This is a genomic window from Streptomyces krungchingensis, from assembly GCF_054729265.1.
The window spans coordinates 483,146-502,941 of the sequence record NZ_JBPUKY010000002.1 but is presented as its reverse complement, the minus strand read 5'-3'; the positions used below and the strand labels follow the sequence as shown (position 1 = coordinate 502,941).

General features: G+C 71.8%; 16 protein-coding genes and 1 pseudogene. 6 read left to right on the top strand and 11 right to left on the bottom strand.

The window, feature by feature from the left end; all coding sequences use genetic code 11:
- Window positions 1-82: 82 nt before the first annotated feature.
- Together ACSYGO_RS42905 and ACSYGO_RS42900 are read left to right on the top strand one after the other, a co-directional pair.
- Window positions 83-1,225: a winged helix DNA-binding domain-containing protein gene (locus ACSYGO_RS42905; RefSeq protein ID WP_460390042.1), complete on the top strand. Its 1,143-nt coding sequence runs from the start codon at window positions 83-85 to the stop codon at window positions 1,223-1,225.
- A gap of 171 nt (window positions 1,226-1,396) precedes the next feature.
- Window positions 1,397-1,885, top strand: coding sequence for an excalibur calcium-binding domain-containing protein (locus ACSYGO_RS42900; RefSeq protein ID WP_426675202.1), 489 nt, complete (start codon window positions 1,397-1,399; stop codon window positions 1,883-1,885).
- A gap of 177 nt (window positions 1,886-2,062) precedes the next feature.
- On the opposite strand, the gene ACSYGO_RS42895 is transcribed toward ACSYGO_RS42900, so the two are convergent.
- The 3 genes from ACSYGO_RS42895 to ACSYGO_RS42885 form a co-directional block, all read right to left on the bottom strand.
- Window positions 2,063-2,548: a lipocalin-like domain-containing protein gene (locus ACSYGO_RS42895; RefSeq protein ID WP_432175238.1), complete on the bottom strand. Its 486-nt coding sequence runs from the start codon at window positions 2,546-2,548 to the stop codon at window positions 2,063-2,065.
- A 68-nt stretch (window positions 2,549-2,616) separates the two neighbouring features.
- On the bottom strand, window positions 2,617-4,194 hold the full coding sequence (locus ACSYGO_RS42890) for an aldehyde dehydrogenase (NADP(+)) (protein ID WP_460390041.1): 1,578 nt from the start codon (window positions 4,192-4,194) through the stop codon (window positions 2,617-2,619).
- Window positions 4,191-4,820 (bottom strand): cysteine hydrolase family protein, encoded by a 630-nt coding sequence (locus ACSYGO_RS42885; protein ID WP_432175240.1) that lies wholly within the window; start codon window positions 4,818-4,820, stop codon window positions 4,191-4,193. Before ACSYGO_RS42885 ends, ACSYGO_RS42890 begins: the two co-directional genes overlap by 4 nt.
- 140 nt (window positions 4,821-4,960) lie before the next feature.
- Between ACSYGO_RS42885 and ACSYGO_RS42880 the strand changes: the two genes are divergently transcribed.
- Window positions 4,961-5,551, top strand: coding sequence for a TetR/AcrR family transcriptional regulator (locus tag ACSYGO_RS42880; protein ID WP_426675206.1), 591 nt, complete (start codon window positions 4,961-4,963; stop codon window positions 5,549-5,551).
- Between the two features lie 65 nt (window positions 5,552-5,616).
- On the opposite strand, the gene secY is transcribed toward ACSYGO_RS42880, so the two are convergent.
- Complete coding sequence (gene secY, locus ACSYGO_RS42875) at window positions 5,617-6,927, bottom strand: preprotein translocase subunit SecY (protein ID WP_426675207.1); 1,311 nt, start codon at window positions 6,925-6,927, stop codon at window positions 5,617-5,619.
- Between the two features lie 373 nt (window positions 6,928-7,300).
- Here secY and ACSYGO_RS42870 point away from each other — a divergent pair, with 373 nt between their 5' ends.
- On the top strand, window positions 7,301-8,434 hold the full coding sequence (locus ACSYGO_RS42870; RefSeq protein ID WP_460390040.1) for a hypothetical protein: 1,134 nt from the start codon (window positions 7,301-7,303) through the stop codon (window positions 8,432-8,434).
- Between the two features lie 53 nt (window positions 8,435-8,487).
- Here ACSYGO_RS42870 and ACSYGO_RS42865 read toward each other — a convergent pair whose 3' ends face one another.
- The 5 genes from ACSYGO_RS42865 to ACSYGO_RS42845 all read right to left on the bottom strand — a co-directional run bounded on the left by ACSYGO_RS42865 (window position 8,488) and on the right by ACSYGO_RS42845 (window position 15,854).
- Window positions 8,488-9,258 carry an SDR family NAD(P)-dependent oxidoreductase gene (locus tag ACSYGO_RS42865; protein ID WP_460390039.1) on the bottom strand — a complete coding sequence of 257 codons (771 nt, stop codon included), beginning with the start codon at window positions 9,256-9,258 and terminating at the stop codon, window positions 8,488-8,490.
- 335 nt (window positions 9,259-9,593) lie between these two features.
- On the bottom strand, window positions 9,594-9,782 hold the full coding sequence (locus ACSYGO_RS42860) for a hypothetical protein (protein ID WP_460390038.1): 189 nt from the start codon (window positions 9,780-9,782) through the stop codon (window positions 9,594-9,596).
- 105 nt (window positions 9,783-9,887) lie between these two features.
- Window positions 9,888-12,824, bottom strand: a complete 2,937-nt coding sequence (locus ACSYGO_RS42855; protein WP_460390037.1) for a hypothetical protein — start codon at window positions 12,822-12,824, stop codon at window positions 9,888-9,890.
- A gap of 2 nt (window positions 12,825-12,826) precedes the next feature.
- The gene (locus tag ACSYGO_RS42850; protein WP_460390036.1) at window positions 12,827-14,710 is read right to left on the bottom strand and encodes an HSP90 family protein; all 1,884 of its coding nucleotides are present in this window, start codon (window positions 14,708-14,710) and stop codon (window positions 12,827-12,829) included.
- Between the two features lie 157 nt (window positions 14,711-14,867).
- Window positions 14,868-15,854 carry a hypothetical protein gene (locus tag ACSYGO_RS42845; protein WP_460390035.1) on the bottom strand — a complete coding sequence of 329 codons (987 nt, stop codon included), beginning with the start codon at window positions 15,852-15,854 and terminating at the stop codon, window positions 14,868-14,870.
- Window positions 15,855-16,022: 168 nt separating this feature from the next.
- Here ACSYGO_RS42845 and ACSYGO_RS42840 point away from each other — a divergent pair.
- Window positions 16,023-16,265 (top strand): annotated as a pseudogene (locus ACSYGO_RS42840) (GNAT family N-acetyltransferase); the annotation flags it as partial.
- A gap of 172 nt (window positions 16,266-16,437) precedes the next feature.
- Here ACSYGO_RS42840 and ACSYGO_RS42835 read toward each other — a convergent pair.
- Window positions 16,438-17,190 (bottom strand): SDR family oxidoreductase, encoded by a 753-nt coding sequence (locus ACSYGO_RS42835; protein WP_426675214.1) that lies wholly within the window; start codon window positions 17,188-17,190, stop codon window positions 16,438-16,440.
- A 478-nt stretch (window positions 17,191-17,668) separates the two neighbouring features.
- On the opposite strand from ACSYGO_RS42835, the gene ACSYGO_RS42830 reads away from it, so the two are divergent.
- A complete protein-coding gene (locus ACSYGO_RS42830) occupies window positions 17,669-18,574 on the top strand; it encodes an NmrA family NAD(P)-binding protein (RefSeq protein WP_460390034.1) in 906 nt (301 codons plus the stop codon).
- A gap of 47 nt (window positions 18,575-18,621) precedes the next feature.
- Here the strand turns inward: ACSYGO_RS42830 and ACSYGO_RS42825 are convergent, their stop codons facing one another.
- Window positions 18,622-19,707 (bottom strand): DUF5937 family protein, encoded by a 1,086-nt coding sequence (locus tag ACSYGO_RS42825; RefSeq protein WP_460390033.1) that lies wholly within the window; start codon window positions 19,705-19,707, stop codon window positions 18,622-18,624.
- Window positions 19,708-19,796 lie beyond the last annotated feature (89 nt).

Below are 19,796 nucleotides of genomic sequence, written 5' to 3'. Positions count from 1 at the left end.
GCGCGGCGAGGCACGACCGCTGCGCGCGGCGGTCTCCTGGAGCACAGGAGCCGGGGCGCGGTGTGAGGCAGAATCCTTCCCTGTGACGATCAGCGCGCGCGAACTCAACCGAGCGACCCTCAGCCGCCAACTGCTCCTCGAACGCCAGCCGTTGACCGTCGCGGACGGTCTACGGCGCGTGGTCGCGCTCCAGGCACAGCACCCGGCCTCGCCCTACCTCGCACTGTGGAACCGGCTCACCGGATTTGCCGCCGCCGACCTCGATGCCGCTTTCACCGGGCGTTCGGTGGTCAAAGCGACCCTGATGCGGATCACCCTGCACGCCGTGCACGCCGAGGACTACCCGGCCCTTCGTGCCGCGATGCAGCCCACGCTGTACGCCTCCCGGCTCGGCTTCCGCTTCGCCGCCGCGGGGCTGACCCCGGCGGACGCCGACGAGCTGGTGCCGGAGCTGCTCGCCTTTGCCGACAGGCCGCGCACCTCGGCCGAGATGCAGGCGTGGATCGAGAAGCGGCTCGGTGCCGAGAAGAACGAGAAGAAGGAGGGGGCGTGGTGGGGGCTGAAGGCGTACGCGCCGATGCATCATGCCCCGACGGATGCGCTGTGGTCGTTCGGTCACCGGCCGTCCTTCGTCGCGGCGGGTACGGGGCCCGCCCTCACCGGACGGGCGATGCCGCCGCACGCGCTGGAGGCCCTGATCGTGCGCTACCTGGCGGGGTTCGGGCCCGCGTCGGTGGCGGACGTCGCACAGTTCGCCATGGTCCAGCGGGCGGCCGTCCGCGAGGCGCTGCGCACCCTGGACGGATCCGTCGAGCAACTCCAAGGTCCGGACGGCAGCGCGCTGTTCGACCTCCCGGGTGCCTCCAGGCCACCCGCCGCGACCCCCGCCCCGCCCCGGCTCATGGCGATGTGGGACAGCGTTCTGCTGGCCTACGCCGACCGCAGCCGGGTGATACCCCCTGCGTACCGCCCCTTGGTGATCCGCCGGAACGGCGACGTACTGCCCACCCTGCTGGTGGACGGCCACGTCGCGGGCGTGTGGCGCCCGTTGGACGGCGGCATCGAGGCCACCGCCTTCCACCCCCTGTCCCCCACCGTCTGGGACGGGCTCACCGCGGAGGCCGAGTCCTTGACGAAATTCCTCGGCGAACGCGAAACGGCGGTGTACAGCCGCTACCACCACTGGTGGTCGAAACTCCCCGAGGCCGAGACGCGGCTGCTGTGAACACCTGCCTGCCAAGCGGACGTCGACGGCACACACTCCGCGAGTAGCGAACAGGTCAGACTACGACCGGCCGAGCGGCCGGTCGCCGACGAGTGACCGATCTGCGCATTCCCCCCACACCGTACGACCCGGCGCACTACCGTCATCCCACTCGAACCACCTGGGGGGACCATGACCAATCCATACACCACGCCCCAACCGCCCGACGCGCCACCGCCCGCTGCACCCCCGACCGGCAGGGCCGCCCCTCGCTGGGCGCGGAAGCGCTACGTGCTGCCGGCGCTCGCCCTCGCCTTCTTCATCGGCATCGCCGCCGGAGCCGGTGATCCCAAGAAGGACGACGCCAAGCCTGCCTCGGCCAAGCCCCGGCCCACCGTCACCGTCACGGCGACCGCCACCGAGACCGCCGACCCCGAACCGGCACCCACGGTCACGGAGACCCGCAAGGTGAAGGTCAAGGTCACCGTCACCGCGCAGGCACAGGCCGATGGGGCGACGACCGGCGGCGGTGACGGCGGCGGAAGCAGCGACGACAGCAGCGTGTACTACGCCAACTGCACCGAAGCCCGTGCCGCCGGAGCCGCGCCCATCCACCGTGGTGAACCCGGCTACGCCCCTCACCTCGACCGTGACGGCGACGGGATCGGCTGCGACAGCTGACCGTGCCCATCAGTGCCTTCAGGGCGGATGTGGCCCGGGCGGGACCGGGAGGACTTCTCGCCTCGGCCGGGTGAGCCCGCGGGCGCCTGCCGTTGCAGCAACTGCTCTGAACGGCGAGACACGGCCGACAGACGGTGCGGCGGCGGTGGCCGGCCGGATGCGGGGCGGCCACCCAGGTCAGGCCGGTCTGATCCAGGTGAGTTCGGCCGTGCGCTCCGCGCCCCACAGTCGGGTGGGAGTGGCGAGGCCCAGTCGGAGGAGGGGTCCGTCGAAGCTCACCGTGCGCGCCTGGGTCCGTCCGATCCAGTTCGGGAAGAGGCTGGTGGTGACGTGGTGCTCCACGGTGGTGGGGCCGGTGACGTCGAACGGTCCGCCGTAGGCGACGTATCCGATCGCTGCCCGGGCCAGTTCGTCGGTCGCCGCGTCCTCGAGACGTGCCGACTCCAGGGGCGGGCGGTCGCCGCGGCCCAGTTGGGCGGACATGTATCCCTCGGGTGTGTAGAGGATCAGCCCGTACGGGGTGGGCCCCAGGGGCTGTACGACATCGCCGTCGGCGCTCGTGGCGGTGTAGGACACGAGGTGCCATGCGCCGAGCAGTTTCCCGCGCACCTCTTCCCGTGCCTCGCGTTCCTTCTCCTCGTCGGCCTGGTCCTCGACGGTCATGACGGGGCTCCTTTCGTTTCACGTGAGTGGCCGGGCCTCGCTCGGATGGCGAGGCCCGTGACGGCGGGTCAGTTCCGGCTGAGTTCGCCGTCGACAACTCGCCACAGCTGCTGCGGGTTGGCTGCGCGCAGCGGCTCGGGGAGCAGGTCGTCGGGGAAGTTCTGGTAGGTGACCGGACGGACGAACCTCTCGATCGCGCCCATGCCCACTGAGGTGAAACGGCTGTCGGAGGTGGCCGGGAACGGGCCGCCGTGGGTGGAGGCGTAGGAGACCTCCTGCGGGATCGAGAAGGCGTTGAACACGATCCGGCCGGTGCGGCGCTCCAGGATCGGCAGGAGCTGCTCGGCGGCGGCACGGTCGGCGGCCTCGGCGTGCAGCGTGGCCGAAAGCTGTCCGCGGAACGCGCGGGCCGCTTCGAGGAGTTGATCCGGACCGGTCAGCCTCACGAGCAGGACGGCCGGGCCGAAGACCTCCTCTCGCAGGGCGGGTTCGGCCAGCAGCCGCTCCCCGGTGACCTCGTACAGCAGGGACTGCCCGTCGCCCGCGTTCTCCGGAGCCTGGCCCGCGGCGATCCGGGTGGCACCGTCGTCGTCCATACGTCGCACGTTGCGGACGTAGGCGTCGTGGATGCCGGGTGTCAGCATGGTGCGTGCGGCGGCCTTCTCCACCTCGGCGCGCGCCGCGTCCCGCAGTTCCCCGAAGCCGGGGCCGTCGACGGCGAGGAGGACGGCCGGCTTCAGACAGGCCTGTCCGACGTTGTACATGGCGCGCTGGGCCAGGCCGGCGCCGATCTCGGCGCCGCGGGCCGCCAGGGCGGCTGGCAGGACGAAGGTCGGGTTGACGCTGGTCATCTCGGTGAACACGGGGATGGGATCGGGGCGCTGCTGGGCGCGCCGGTAGAGGGCCATGCCGCCGGCCTCGGAGCCGGTGAAGGTGACGGCCCGGACCAGGGGGTGATCCACGAGGGCCTCGCCGATCTCGTTGCCCGCCCCGCGGACGAGGGAGAAGACGCCTTCGTGGAGTCCCGCCTCGGCGACGGCCTGCTGGATGACGCGGCCCTCGATCTCCGAGGCACCGGGGTGCGCGTTGTGCGCCTTGACGACGACGGGGCAGCCGGCGGCGAGGGCGGAGGCGGTGTCGCCGCCGGCGACCGAGTAGGAGATCGGGAAGTTGCTCGCGCCGAAGACCACCACGGGTCCGAGGGCCACCTTCTGCAGCCGGTGGTCCTGGCGCGGTGTGGGCTGCCGGTCCGGCTGTGCGGGGTCGATGGTCGCCTGGAGGAAGCGGCCCTGCCGGACGACGGTGGCGAACTTGCGGAAGACGCCGGCCGTCCGTATGGCCTCGCCCTCGAACTGCGCTGCGGGCAGGCCCGTCTCCAGGGCGAGGCGTGCGGCGAGATCGTCCTTGGCCGCCTCCAGCTTGTCCGCGATCAGGTCGAGGAACGCGGCCCGCCGGGCCGGCCCGGTGCGGCTGTAACTGTCGAAGGCCTCGTCGGCCAGGCGGACCGCGCGGTCGACCTCGGCCGGCCCCCCGAACGCGAACTCGGGTTCGACGAGTTCGCCGGTGGCGGGGTCGAGCGCCTTCATGGTCCCCGTGGTGGCGGGCACCTGTGCCGCTCCGATCAGCAGGTCTCCGGTCAGCGTCATGCGCGCGCTCCCTCGAATGCGGTGGTGAGTTCGTCCGTGGTGGTGATGGCGTGGGCGTAGGTGGGGCCGTTGAGCTCGTGCGCGGCGTGCATCATCGCGGGGAGGAACGCCGCGGTGGCGTCGCGCACCAGGGTCACGTGGTAGCCGAGTTCCATGGCGAAGCGGCCGGTGGACTCGATGCAGGTGTTCGCCAGCAGGCCGACGATCACGACATGGGTGATCCCGTGCTGCTTGAGCTGGAAGTCGAGGTCGGTGTTGGCGAAGCCGCTCTGCGCCCAGTGCTCCTGGACGACGACGTCGCCCGGCTGCGGCTGGAAGTCGGCGTGGAACTCCCCGCCCCAGGTCCCGCGGGCGAAGCTGTGGCGCTCCATGATCCCGAGCTGGGTGGGGTTGGGGTGATCCCACGTCTCGTAGTCACCCGGCTCCCAGCGGCGGTGCGGGACGAACAGCACGCGTATGCCGGTCCCGCGTGCGGAGGCGACCACTGAGCGCAGGTGCGCGAGCAGTCCCACCTCCTCGGCGACGGGTTCCAGGCGCGGCCAGATCGTGCCGCCCTCGGACAGGAAGTCGTTGAAGGGGTCGACCAGGAGGACGGCCGTGTGGTCGGGGTCGTAGGTCTGAGGCACGGTTTCCGCTCCAATCTGGATGTTTCTCGTCATCCAGAAAGAAGATTACGTCCGTCATCCAGAAAGTCAAAGGTGTATGATTTTCATCATCCAGTTGCGCGGCGATCCGACCCCGCCGCCCTACGGAAGGCAGGACGGACATGGGCCACTCGCAGGCGGAGAAGGCGGCGACGCGTGCACGGGTGCTGCGCCTCGCGTCACGCAAGATCCGCGCCGAGGGCGTCACCCGTCCCGGCGTCGCGGACCTCATGAACGAGGCCGGGCTGACGCACGGCGGCTTCTACAAGCACTTCGACTCACGCGACGATCTGATCGCGCAGGCGGCCGCCGTCGCCCTGGCCGAGGGCACGGCGAAGATGGAGCGCGCCGCACACAAGAACGATCAGGACGCGCGAGCGGGTCTCATCGACGCCTACCTCGCGAAGCAGCACCGCGACGCGCCCGGCACGGGCTGTGCGCTCGTCTCCCTCGGTGCCTCCGCGGGCCGCGGCGACCAGCACTTCAAGGAGGCCTACGAGCAGCAGGTGGGCACATACCTGGACCTCATCGCCGGCTTGGACGACGACGCCGAGGACGCCCGGGCCGAGGCGATGCTCACCCTCAGCGCCCTGGTCGGCGCCGTGCTCATGTCCCGGGCCGTGGCCGACAAGGACTTCTCCGACGAGCTGCTGGAGACCGTCGCGGAGCGACTGAAGCAGCAGGGGTCACCGGCCTCGGCCGGCCACGCCTGAGGCACGCACACGGGAACGCTCGGTCGGGCCACGCCGGGAATGCCGGCCCCACGGGCGGCCGGCCGTCAGCGCAGGAAGCCCTCGTAGCTGTGCTGCTCGATCTGGCTGTTGATCTGTTTGACCGTCTCCAGACCGACACTCACGATGATCAGAAGGCTTGTGCCGGTCAGCTGATTGGCGCCGCCGAAACTTGCGAACGCCACGGTGGGCACCAGCGCGATCAGTCCCAGATACAGCGACCCGGGCCAGGTCAGCCGGTTGAGTACGTAGTTCAGGTACTCGGCCGTGGGCCGTCCTGCCCTGATGCCCGGAATGAACCCGCCGGCCTCTTTGATGTTCCCCGCCACTTCCTCGGGATTGAAAGTGATCGCCACGTAGAAGAAGGCGAAGAACACGATCAGCAGGAAGTAGGCGGCCACGTAGTACGGATGGTCCCCCTTGACGAAGTTGCGTGTGATCCACGTCGCCCAGCCCGAGGTCGAGTGCGAGAACTGGGCGATCAGGGCGGGGACGTACAGGATGGACGAGGCGAAGATGACCGGGACCACGCCGGCCTGGTTCACCTTCAGCGGGATGTAGGTGGCCGTTCCACCGTAGGACTTGCGGCCCACCATCCGCTTGGCGTACTGGACCGGGACACGTCGCTGGGCCTGTTCCACGAAGACGACCAGGCCGACCATGGCGAGACCCACGAGGACGACAGCGCCGAACCCGAGCCACCCGTCGGCGATCTCGCCTTGCTGCTTCACGGCCCACAGCGCGGCCGGGAGAGTGGAGGCGATCGAGATGAAGATGAGCAGCGACATCCCGTTGCCGACCCCCCGCTCGGAGACCAGCTCTCCGAGCCACATCACGCAGGCGGTGCCCGCGGTGATCGTGAGGACCATCACCACGGTCGTGAGAATCGAGGTGTCCGGCACGATGCTCCCCGCCGTCGGACAGCCGGGGAACAACGCGCCGCTGCGGGCGGTGGCGACGAGGCCGGTGCCCTGGAGGACGGCGAGGGCGACCGTCAGATAGCGGGTGTACTGGGTGATCTTCCCCTGCCCGGCCGCGCCCTCCTTCTTCAGCGACTCCAGCCTCGGAATGACCGCGGTCAGCAACTGCAAAATAATGCTCGCGGTGATGTAGGGCAGGATCCCCAGGGCGAAGACCGTGATCTGCAGCAGCGCCCCGCCGCTGAACATGTTCACCAGGCCCAGCAGGCCGCCACTGCCCGATGCCGCCGCGTTCACGCAGCTCTGCACGTTCTTGTAGGAGATCCCCGGCACGGGAACATGCGAGCCGATGCGGTACAGAACGATGACACCCAGCGTGAAGGCGAGCTTTTTCCGCAGGTCGGGGGTTTTGAACACCTGGATGAACGCGCTGGACAACGGTTCCTCCTTCGCCCCGCGCAGCTGCACGGTGGCGCGGAAACGCACTTGTGAAGGGCGTGCGGAAGCGGCGTGTGGTCAAAGGTGACATGACGTCGCGAAGGCGCTGCGACGAGCACCATTTTCGAATGGCCCGATCAGCTCAGCAACCGGACGGGGTGCGGCCGAGTCGTCCGGCGTCCCGGAGATGCGGCCGAAACCGTGCTGTGCTCCCGAGGCCTGCGGCCGGCCGCCCGGATCCGCTGCTCGACCAAGCTCCCGACGGCGCCCGGCCGCACCCCCGTCACCGTGTGGACGACAGGGACCCGGGTGGTGTGCGCGTGGGCCTGATCCGCGCCGCAGCGCTCCCCCGGCCCCGTGTGAGGATGTGGCCATGGCGTGGCTGAGGAGACGCGGACAGTGGCCGGTCGGGCTCGTCGCCGTGGCGAGTGCGGCGCTGGCGCTGAGCGCGTGCGGCCAGGACGGCTCCGACGACGGCGCCTCCGGGGGCCGCGAGGCGAGGTACAAGCGCGTCATCGAGGATCCTCACCCACGCCCCGCCGACGTCATCGAGGCGGCCGGCGCACCCACCGCCGTGGTCCGCGCGGACGACGGCTCGCTGCTCCTGACCTACGACGCCGGCAATGTCGAGGACGACGAGGGGCCGGCCGCCACCGCCTGGCGCATCGTCGGCCCCGACGGCCGTACGGTCGCCGAGCACGCGGAACACGGGGACGCGGAGGCGGTGCCGGCCGCGTTCAAAGGGGTGCCCGGGGGCTTCGTGCGGGTGCCGCAGGAGGGGGCCGAGGGTGCGTACGCCCTCGACGTGCACGGCAAGCGGCACAAGGTCACCGTCAGTGGGACTCCGCTGCGCACCCGCCCCGGCGACATCCTGCTCGCCGAGCGTGAGCCGGCCCTCGTCTATCGCCCCGCCACGCACACCGTGGCGCCCCCGGCCCGACTGCCGGACGACGCCGTCCGCCTCGCCGTCGACGAGCGGGGCACCGCCTGGAGCCTGGACCAGCCCCTGGCCGAAGGCACCGACCGTGTCGTACGGCAGCGCGACGGCCGCACCCTCGGCTCCACAGCCGTCCCGAGGCCGTACGCGGGCGGTGTCCTCGCCGCACGCGGTGGCGCCGCCGCGTTGTCCCTCACCCGGGACGACGGCGTGCGCGGCCTGTTGGTGACGACGGACGGCGGCGGGCACTGGCGGACGGTCCTCGACGGCCGCATTCCGTGGACGGATCTGAAGGGTGGCCCGGAGTCGCTGATCCTGGAGGTGCTCGCGGACGGGCGGCTGCTCGTCGGCGAGGAAGGCGGCCGCTACTGGCTCGCCGACGACCGCACCGACCGCGCCTTCCACGAGCTGAAGACGCCGGCGGGATTCACCTCGCTCACCGTCGACGGCACGATGCTCTACGGCATCGCGGACGCCACGACGGCGACGTACGACCTGGTGAGCGGCGAAGGGCTGTGGACCTCTCACGACGGCGGACGCGAGTGGCGGCGCTACGAGCAGCGCGGCTGAGGGACGCATTCTGAACACTGAGCCTTCGCCGACCCGTGCCGGTGGGGCATCGATCAGGTCAGTTCCAGGCCACCGTCGATCGTCAGTACCTGCCCCGTGATCTGCGTGGCCCGAGGATCAGCGAGGCGCAGAATCCAGGTGGCGACGTCCGCGGGGTCGCCGAGGCGGCCCGTGGGGATCTGCCCGCGCTCAGCGGCACGCAGCTCCGTGATGGCTCCCTCGGACAGTCCCGCCGCCGCCAGGACGTCGGTCTCGGTGGGCCCAGGGGCGATGGCGTTCACCCGGACCCCTTCACCGGCGAGTTCGAGCGCCCAGCTTCGGGTCAGCTGTTCCAAGGCGCTCTTGGTGGCGGCGTAGTGCGCCGCGCCCGCAAGAGGGCGGTGCCCGTAGGTGCTGGACACGTTCACGATGGAGCCGGAGGTCTCACGCAGGTACGGCAGGGCCGCGTGGGCGAGCAGGCTGGGCGCCGTCACGTTGAGCTCGAACAGGTTGCTGATCACTGCTCGGTCGGTCTCTGCCAGGGGCATGATGGCGGCGGCACCGGCGTTGTTCACCAGCAGGTCCAGCCGGCCCCACCGCTGCGCGGCGGTGCTGACCACTGTGTCGGCGGCGCCGTCCCCGCGGATGTCGAGGGCAAGGATCTCGATACCGGGATGCTTCCCGGCGGTCTCTTCGAGGGCGTCCTTGCGGCGGCCCACGCCCAGGACGTGCGCCCCCGCTTCGGCCAGGGCCACCGCCGTCGCCCTCCCGATACCGGATCCCGCACCGGTGACGACGGCGACGCGGTCCGCGAAGGGCAGGGTGGAGGAGCTCAGGTTGTGCATGGTGTTCCTTACGATCGTCGGGTGCGGCGAACCGGTGACACGGCGGCGAGCGACTCCGCGGACGGGCTGAAGGCCGGCCCGGACCTCACCCCGGTCCCGGCACTCGTCCGGGCCTCGCCGGTTCGATTCGCACACCTTGACAGGGCAGCCCGACGAAATGTGACATCCCGATGCCGTCGCCACGGTGGGCCGCCTGGGGCAGCGGCGCGGGTGAGGTGGGTACGACCGTCTCGGCGTCGATGCGTGGTGCGTGCGCCGCTGGGCGGCGCTCCCTTTGGTCGAGCACGACCTGATGATCTGCGCGAGTGAAGCGGGCGGCGCCGCAGGGTGCGCTCCTACGTCCGTGTCTCTTCCCCGAACAGCAACGCCTCCGGCGCCCAGCGCCACAGGGCCCGCTCGCAGGCGTAGTGGCAGAGGGTGATGTCGATGAACTCGCGGTCGCCACCGACGGGGCGGAGTTCCAGGACGAAGGTCTTGCCCCACCTGCCCGGTGGCGATGTGTAGACGCCCCCGAACGCCTTCATCCGTCTACGGATGCCGACCCCGTCCAGCGGCAGCCGCCGCACCCGGTGAGCACGGGGCACCCCGGTGCCGGCGCGATTCGGCGCGCCGGCACCGGTGGTGCCACATCACTTCTCGTCGCGCAGCCGGGCCGCCAACGAGGTCAGGGCCTCGGTCGCCTCGGTGTGTCCCAGGCCGGTCAGCCGGGAGACGGCCGCGTCGAGACGGGTGAGAGCCGGGGCGGGCCGCTTCAGGTAGAGGCCCTCCACGGCACCCGCGAGGCGGACGCACTCGGCCCACTCCTCGGCGTGGTCCTGGTCCGGTCCCGGTTCGCCGAGCAGGGCGAAGGTCTTCTCCAGCGCGGCCAGGGAGTCCTCGTACGCGCCGGCGTAGGCGTGGACCCGCCCGTGTTCGTACGCCAGGGCCGTGTCCAGGGAGCGGCCGTGGGCCTCGTACTCGGCGGCGCGGGCCTCGTCGGCGATCCGGCCGGCGTCGGCGAGGTGGGCGAGGGCCTCGGCGAGGCCCTCGGGGCCCTGCTGCTGGGCCTGGAGACGGGCGAGTTCACGCAGGCAGTTGCTGAGCTGCTCGTAGCGCGGGGCCCGCGCGTGGGCGGCGAGTGCCTGGCCCGCGGCCTCGCGGGCCCGGTCGAACTCGCCGGACTTGCCCAGGAGTACGGCCGTCTCCCCGGCGATCATGGCGTGGCTCCCGGGATCGTCGTCCCAGCCGGCCGACTCGGCGGCGAGGGCGACGAGTTCCGCCGTGGCGGCCTTGAGGTCGTCCCCCGCGTTCAGTGCGCGGGCGCGTGTCAGGCGCAGCTGGGCGACGAGCCGGTCGTCCATTTCGCCTGCGGCGACGTCCGGTTCGACCAGGACGGAGTCGAGCAGAGCGATGCAGTCCTCGACACGGCCCAGGTCCAGGCTGAGCTGGGCCGCGTTGCTGTAGGTGCAGAACGCGTCGGTCCGGCTGCCGCGGCGAAGGTCCAGTTCCGCCGAGCGGGTCAGGTACCGCAGCGCCTCGTCGGGGCGGCCCAGGTGCATGCAGGCCTCGGCGAGATCACCGTGGAGGCGGGCGGTGTCGACCGCGTCGGCCGGCCAGTCGGCGGCCAGTCGAACGGCCTCGGCGAGGTCCGCGTGAGCGGCCTGCGCGTCCTGGAGACCGAGCTGGAACCGGCCACGCAGTCCCAGCGTGCGGGGCAGGTGCCAGGCGGGTCCGTGCGCCTTCAGATCGTCGAGGAGGCTGTCGATCTCGGTGACCGCGGTGGGCAGTTCGCCCGAGAGGGCGTGCGTGCTGGCCCGCAGCAGCCGGGCGCCGGAGATCTGGGGGACGACGTCGTGCCGGGTGGCGAAGTCGTGCAGCAGGTCCACCTCGGCGAAGACCGGGGCGATGTGCTCCTCGCTCCGCGACGCCTGGAGGCGCAGGCCGAGGACGGTCGCCCGCAGCCGCAGCAGGCGGGCCTCCTGGTACGGGGTGAGACCGGGCGTCTCCTCGTGCAGGCGGACCATGGACGCGTGGGCGGCGCCCAGCGCGGCGGTCTTCGCCTCGGCCGCATCGCCGTCCTCCGCAGGCATGCCGGCGGCGGCGAGCAGGGCGCCGGCCCGGGCGAGCGCGGCGCGCCCCGGCGCTCCGGCGTCGTCGTACAGGCCCGCGGCCTCCTCGTAGAGGGCGGCGGCGTCGGCGAACTCGTCCTTCTCGCCCGCCCGGCCCGCCTCGTCGGCCAGCAGATCCGCCCGCAGTTGTACGAGCGGGCCCACGGCCGGGTCGTCGGGGTGGGTGTAGTCGCGGGCCGCGACGAGGGTGTGCAGCCGCGCCCAGCAGGCCTGGGCGTCCGGATGCCCCTGCTCGTCCAACGCCCTTGCCCGGAGGATGAGTTCGGGCAGCGACTCGGGGACCGCGGCGGTCCGGCGAGCGGCCGGCACGGCGACCGGGGCGGCGGCCGGACCCACCTCGTCGAGGCTGCGGGTGCGCAGGGTCAGTTCCAGGGCGTCCAGGAGAGGGGCACGGTCGAGGCGGACCCTGCGGCGTTCGGTGTGGGCCGCGGTTCCGTTGCGGGCGTCGAAGCGGGCGGCGAGGTCGTCGGCACGGCCGCGTACCTCGGCGCGCAGGCTCGCCACCGTCCACGTGCGGCCCGCGTAACCGGCGGCGGGCAGTTCGCCGTGGCCGAGCAGTTCCACACGCTGGAGGAGGACCTCCACGCCGGTGAGGAAGTCGAACTGGCCCAGCGGCGAGTCCACTTCGTCGAACAGGTTGCGGTTCTCGGAGAGCAGTTCCAGACCGCGCGCCTCGTTGCCGGTCAGCGCGCAGAACTCCAGGTGCCGGCCGACCTCTCCGGCCATCGAGGGGTTGCGGCGGCAGGCGCGGTACCCGGCGAGATGCAGCTCCCGGGCCGCGTCGGCGCCGCCCGTGCGCAGCAGCGGAAGCAGCGCGTACGAGATGGAGCGCGCGGGCTCCTCCTGGCAGGAGTCCTTCCCGGCGAGGACGGGCTCCCAGGTGCGCAGCGCCCGTTCGTCGTCGCCCGCCGTGAGGTGGTGCAGGGCGCGTTCGCAGATCTCGCAGGCCTCGCAGTCGCTGAGCCGGCTGCGGCTGCGGCCGGCCCACAGTTCGTAGGCGAGGGCGGTGTCCTCATCGACGTGGGCGGCCAGTTGGTACGCCTGGCCGTAGTACGGCTGGAGGTCGAGGCCGGCCTTCATGTACCGGTCGCGCATCTCCGTCTGCCACTGGCGCAGGCTGGACAGCGGCACCTCCGGCAGGGCGCGCAGGGCGTTGGCCACCCACTTGAAACGCCAGAACAGCATGTGCCGCAGGCGCTCGTCGAAGACGTCGGGCTGCTCGTCGAAGAGGTTCAGCAGCCGTGCGAAGACGACGGGCGACTTCCGGGGTTCGGCGCCGTAGGTGTAGGCCTCCTGGAGTTCCAGGAGCGCGTACGCGAGCGGCTCCGGCTCCCCGAACTGCTCGGCGGCGTCGACGAGTTCCTCGGCCGTGACGGTGCGGGTGCGTCCGTAGGGGCGACGGTCGTTCTCGCTCAGGGCCTGGAAGAGCTCGTCGGTGGTCTGGGGTGCGGTCGGCATCGTCAGATGTCCTTGCGGAGGGCGTGGGCGAGGAGGTCGAGGAAGGAGCGGTTGATGAGGCTCGATTCGGCGGGCCGCAGCGGACGCCGGGACAGCATCGCGGCCTGCCCGTAGAGGGCTTCGGCACTGGTGCGGGCCAGTTCGGGCTCGTCGATGGTGACGGCGGTGCGGACCAGCGGGTTGAGCTGGTTGAGGATCAGCTGGGCGCGCGGGGCTTCCTGGCGCAGGGCGCCGAGGATGTCGCCCCACAGGCCGCCCTCCTGCTCGCGGGCGAGCTGCGAGCGGGTGCGCTCGTGCCGGGCCTCGCGGCTGTCGACGAGGAGTGCGGGCGCGGACGCGGGCTGGAAGGAGCGCAGCGCGACGTCGCAGTCGAAGACGGCGAGGGCGTCGCGGGCCAGCGAGAGGTAGGCCGTGGCGGCCAGTTCCGTCTCCCGGTCGACCGGGTCGAGGTGGGCGGTGAGGGTCGCCGGGTCGAGGTCGGCGACGTTGTTCTCGGGCCTGATCTCGGGCAGCCGGTGGACCAGTTCGCGGTCGTAGGTGTAGCCGCCGTTGACGACGCCGAGACCGGCGGCCGAGGCGATCGCGGCGACCTGCCGGAACTCCTCGACGCTCGACGTCACGAGCACGGTGCGGTGGGTACGCGCGAACTCGTCGAGGGTGGCGTGCCCGTCGGTGGTCTCGAACGGCAGCCAGGGCAGCAGCATCCGCAGGATCTCGTCGTCGTGCACCGCGAGCGACTTCACGGCCAGGTGGTGGACCTGGAGGAAGCGGGCGAGCAGGTCCGGGTCGCTGGCGGCGGCCCGGGCGATCCACGCGCGCAGCCGCTCGGCGAGGGCGTCGCGGACCGCGGCGAGGGTGTCGTCCTCGTACAGGGCTTCGCGGGACGCCGTCGGGCGCAGGCTCTCGGCGTCGACGACGCAGCGGACGAAGAACGCCCACTCGGGCAGGATCTCCTCGGCCTGCTCGGACAGCAGCATGCCCTTGACGTGCACGCGATGGCCGTGGCGGCGCCCGGCCGGCACCGCCTCGGGCAGCACGCACGCGATGCCCTTCAAGCCGACGGCCGGCAGGTCCAGCTCGATGGTGCCGAGCGGTGTGAAGCCGAAGACGTCCTCGCCGTACGCGGCCAGGGCCCGGGAGCGGGCTCCCGGCGTGGCGTACGTACGGGTCCAAGGCGCCGGCTCGGGGTTGACGGACGCGCCCGGGCCGCCCGTGCCGTCGTCGAAGGTCACCGGGTGGCGCAGCAGGGAGCCGAAGTGCCGGGCCAGCGCGTGCACCTGGGTCGGCCGGGTCCACTCCCCCGCGTCGGCCCTCGGGGTGAGTGTGACGGTGGTGCCGGGCCGGGGGCGGGCGGAGGCGGGCAGGGTGCGGACGGTGTAGCTGCCGTCGCCGCGTCCGCGCCACTCCACGGCGGGTGCGTCGGGGGTGCGGGCGGAGCGGCTCAGGACGTGGATCTCGTCCGCGACCAGGAAGCAGGAGAGCAGGCCGATCCCGAACTGGCCGATGAAGTCGCCGCGTTGTTCGGCGATCTTCCCCCAGCCCCGGATGGGCTCGTCCGCGGGGACCCCCGTGGCGCGCTTGCTGCTGCGGCCGATCGTGGCGAGGAAGGTGTGCACGTCGGCCTCGGTGAGACCGACGCCGTCGTCCTCGACACGTACCACCGAACCGTCGGCGTACAGGCGGATGCCGTAGGCGTCGGTGGGTGCGGCCGGTTCGAGGCCGTGCCGGGCGGTCAGCGCGTCCACCGCGTTCTGCAGGAGTTCACGCAGGTAGACGCGGGGGCTGGAGTAGAGGTGGTGGGAGAGGAGATCGACGAGGCCGCGCAGATCCACTTGGAAGGTGCGGTCGGCGCCGACCCGGTTCGCGGCGGTGTCGGGCAGAGTCATCGGAGAGTCCTGGGAGGGCGACGAGGGGACGGGCGGGGCCGGCGCGGCGAGCGCTGAGGCGCGGCGGCGGCGGCGGTGGCGGTGGCGGTGGCGGGCGAAACCGGGGGCGAGGCTCAGGCGTGCCGCCGGTGGCGGGCGGATCCGGGGCGGCGAGCGTTCAGGCGCGCCGGTGGTGACGGGCGAACTGCTTCTCGGGCTCCGCGAAGTAGGTCCAGGGCCACTTGGTGTAGGCGCCGTCGAGGGTCAGGAAGACACGCCGGACGGTGTGACGCTCGCCGGACAATGCCAGGGCCATGGCGAACATGTTGAAGTCGTGCTGCCAGCCCGGCCGACGTACATAGGCGGGGTGGAGGATGCTGCGGTCGGCCGCGTCGCGCAACTCCGCCTGGATCTCAGGGGTTTCCAGGCAGTCTCCGCGGTCCGACTCGACCCAGTCCTCGATGTGCGCCATGGCGATGACGCAGCCGAGGCGATGCCCGAGCGGGGCACGGGCGAACGCGTCGCGGGCGAACGCCAGGGCCTGGCCGGGCTCGCCGCTCCAACGGGGCTGCAACTGCGACACCCACTCGACATGGGTCTCCAGGTCCAGCGGGTCGCGACGCAGGGCGGCGTCGAGCCGGGTCTCGTTGACGACCGGCCCCAGCGACATACCGCGCCCGGAGGTCAGCAGGCGGCGCCAGGGTGTGACCCAGTCCGGCCGCAGCTCGGCGGCCTCGAGGAGCTGTTCCTCGGCGATCCGGAGCCGCTCGTGGAAGACCCGCCACTGCTCCTGCGAGACGTTCACGGCGCGCGCGGAGGTGCGCGCCTCCCAGCCCCAGTTGATGTGGCGCGTCCCGGATATCAGCAGGGCCGTCGCGCGGTGTTCCTTGTCCTCCTCGACGGCCCGGCCGATCCAGTCCTGCACACCGTCCAAGTCGGCCAGTTCACCGAGGACTTGGTGATCGCGTCCGAGGTCGAAGGGGACCAGCGCCGCCTTGACCGCTTCCCAGTCACCGGCGTCCGCCGCCTCCACCAGCGTCAGCACCCGCCTGTCGCCGAGCGCGCGCAGCGCGTACATGCCGCCTTTCTGCCTGCGCGGGACGGGCAGGGCGTGCGGATCCGCCTCCGGTCTCTCCCCACCCTTGCCGAACAGCTTGCCCAACATGCAGCGCCCTCCCCAGGTCCCGCGTGATCTTCGGGTGCAGCATAAGCGGTCCCACCGACACCGCTTCCACAGGGTTTTCACCGGGGCTTCATGAGCCCCGCTCCCCCGTCCCCCCGCTTCCTCGGGCCCCCTCCACGTCGCTCCTTCATCCCCCGTCGTGTCGGCCCCGACGGCGACGGGCTCGTCGCCGAGAGCGCCTGGGTGGTGGGGACTCCGTGGCAGGGCAGCGGCATCGCCATCGAAGCAGTACCAGGACTCGTCGACTGGCTCGCCGGCCGTCCGGTCCGCGGCGTCATCGCCCACATCCACCCCGCCCACCGGGCCTCGGCCGCCGTCGCCGCTGCCGCGGGGCTCACACCCACGGCCGACCGGCACGACGGTGAGGTCCGGTGGCACCGGCACATCGGGTGATGACAACGCCGCGTCGTCACGGCGCAAGGAACACGGCGCCAGGGCACGGCGCAGGCGGCACGGAGCCGAGGCATCGCGGCGCCACGACGTCACAGCGCAGCCACGTCACAGCGCAGCCACGTCACTGCGCAGGCGCGTCACGGCACTCCGGCTTCACGGCGCCGCGGTGAGGCTACTGCGGCCCAGCCAGCCACTCGTCGAAGGTGGTGGGCGCGATGCGGGCGCCGTCGCCCGGCAGGAGGACGTCTCCGGCCATCTCCGTACCGAAGATCGATGACCACGTCGGCACGAGCTCGACCCTGTGTCCGCGCGCGTCGTTGGTGCGCCGGGCCATGTCCACCAGGTCCTGCGGTTCCGGGCCGGCGACATCGCGGTAGTGGCCCTGTGGTGTGCCGGTGGCGATCTCGGCGAGGATGTCGGCCACGTCCGAGGGGGCGATCGGCTGCACGAGCAACGGTGCGATCGGGGCGACACCGTCCTGTTCGGTCCAACTCACCACCGTCGCGGCGAAGTCGTGGAACTGTGTGAAAGGAACGACGGTCCAGGGCACCGGGCCGTCGGCCACGAGGCGCTCCTGCTCCCGCTTGCCCGCGTAGTGCGCGTTGCCCTCGATGCGACGGACGCCGACGATCGTGACCAGCACGTGGTGACGGACACCGGCCCGCGCCTCGGCGGTGAGCAGGTTCCGGGTGGTGGTGGCGAAGAACGCCACGGTCTCGTCCCGGTCGGTCGCCTCGTGGCTCGTGGCGTCCACGACCGCGTCGACGCCGGTCAGGGCGGCATCGAGACCGTCACCCGTCGTCAGGTCCACACCGAGCGAGCGGCTGATGCGCACGACGTCGTGTCCGGCCCGTTCCAGAGCCGCGGCGGTGCGGGCGCCGATGTTCCCCGTCGCTCCGGCGACGGCGACGCGCAGGGCGGGCATGGTGGTCCCTTCTGTACCGCTCGTTCTGCCGTCCCGCCTCGCTCCCCCCGCTGTCGGAGTCAGCGGAGGTGAGCTGCCGCGGGGTTGCGCCCTTTCAGCGTCGCCCTCGGCGGCCACGACCGCATCCCGGCAGCCGCCGGCGTCACCGCGGTCACCTCGTCCGGCTCGGTCGGGTGGTCGCCGCTCCGGTCGGCCGCCCCGGCCGACCGATCGGGCGTACGCTCGAAGGGCGCCGGAGTCGTCAGGTGCGGCAACCCGGCAGCCGCAGGCGCATGCGTCACGTCTCACGCGGTCGCTTTCGTCCCCGCGGGTGCGCTTCCCGGCCCTCTCGTGGCACGTGCGGACGTACCCGCCGACCGGTGACGACCGCCCGTTCCGTGCGCGGACGCAAGGCCGGGCGCGGGCGCGGCGCGGAGGCAGGCACGCGAAGACGCATACGAATGCGGTGCGGTCCGGTCCCGGAGAAGGAGGCAGACCCATGGCTGCCAGACACCTCGCCCTCATCACCGGCGCGGGCGACGTGGGGCGAAATGTCGTCGAGAGGCTGCGCTCGCAGGACGTACCGGTGCGGGTCATGGTCCGCCGGGACGACGAACGTGCCGCGCAGTTGCGTGCGCTCGGTGCGGAGGTCGTGCTCGGCGACCTCACACGACCGGACACCGTCGCGGCCGCCCTGGAAGGCACCCGGAGCATGTACTTCGCCATGCCCGTGTCGCCCGACCACCTTCTCGCGGCGACCGTCGTGGCGAGTGTCGCGCGCGAATACGACAAGCTGGACGCCCTCATCGACATGTCACAGATGACCGTGTCGCAGATGACCTCCACCAGCACCACGGAGTCCCGCCAGCAGCGGCTGCACTGGCTGGCCGAGCAGGTGTTCAACTGGTCGGGTCTGCCCGTGGTCCACGTGCGGCCCACGGCCTTCCTGGACAACCCGCTGTTCACCACGCTCACAGCCCGGACGATCCGCAGGAACGGCACCATCGAGCTGCCGTTCGGAACCGGACGCACTTCGCCGATCGCCGTGGACGACGTCGCCAGGGTGATCGCGACCGTGCTGAGTGACCCCGGCCCTCACGTGGGGCACGTCTACGAACTGACCGGACCACGGACGGTCGACATGACGGAGATGGCCGACGCCTTCTCGAAGGCGCTGGGCCGGCCGGTCTCCTACGTGGACGTCCCTCTCGACCGGTGGCGCGAGGAGGTGCTCTCCACGATCGACCTGCCGTCGCACGTCGAGGAGCACATCGTCACCATGTGCCGCCTCCATCACCAGAACCGGTACGACCGGGCCTCCGACGACGTCGAGCGCCTCACCGGTGCCCCGGCGCAGACGATCGAGGAGTTCGTGGCAGCACGCAAGGACTTCTACCTGGGCTGACGCCCTCCTCGGGGAACTCGGCTCGGCTCCCTGCAGCCGGAAGCCGCTCAGCGCAGTACGGCCGCCAGCAGGTCGGACCCCAGCGCCGCCACATCCGGCAGATCGAGGGCGTAGCGAACATAACGCCCGTGCCGCCGGGACGTGAGCAGGCCCGCGCGGCGCAGGACGGCGAGGTGGCGGGAGACCTCAGGGGGTGAGAGTTCCCAGGCGTGGGCCAGTTCGCCGGTGGTGTGGGGGCCGCGGGCCAGGGTGCGCAGCAGTCTCAGCCGTACGGGATGCGCGAGGGCCTCCAGCCGCAGCGTGACCGTTTCCAGCGACACCGGTTGCGACGGACGCGGCCCGGCCACGGGGTACTGCACCACCGGCTGCCACCCCGGCGCGTGCACCACCACCAGGTGCGGGCTGCCGAAGACGCTGGGGATGAAGCTCACGCCGGTGCCGGAGGCGGAGGTCGCCTTGTCCTGCAGCTTGTCCACGACGATGCAGTCGCCGTCCGACGCCAGGGTGACCGCGTCCGACACCGATGCGAGCGCCGCGCCGATGCCCTGGCGCTTCACCAGGTCGTTCTTCACCCGCAGGTCGGTGGCCAGTTGTACGGCGACATCCTTCCAGGCGGCGTCGAAGAAGGCCTCGGCGCACTGTTCGAGGGTGTGACGCACCCGCGCCCGCACGGCCGCGGGGTCCGCGAGCAACCGTTCCGCGAAGGCTTCTTGGCGCGGGCCGCGGGCCTGGGCGAGGTCCAGGGCCCGTTCGCGAGCGGTCGCGTCGGTGAGTGGCGACGCCGCGCTGAAGGGGACCCGGTTGCTGCCGCATGTGCTGACGAGCGCGGCGGTCACGTACGTCTCGTCGTCGATCCGGTCCACGTCGTCCAACTCCTCGGCGAGGGTCGGCCGTGGCCGGGCGGGGATCAGGAAGTCGGCCTGTGAAGAACGCCAGAGGAACTCCGCCTCCCTGAGCCGTTCGGCCAACTCCGGCCGCAGCCCGGACCAGACGTCCCCGGCCCAGCCGGCGAGCTGCGGATGGTGCCCGGGTTCGGCCAGCACGTGCAGCATGGCGGTCAGCTCGGCGAGCGGGGACGCGGCGAACCGCAGTCGCTCGGACGGCAGGCCGCTGATGTCGATCCTCAACGTCATCCCCTCATCCTCGCTGCTCGGACGGCCGACGACCGCGTCGATTGACGCTGTCCGTCAACCGACGTGACCGGACCGACGTCCGAACCCAC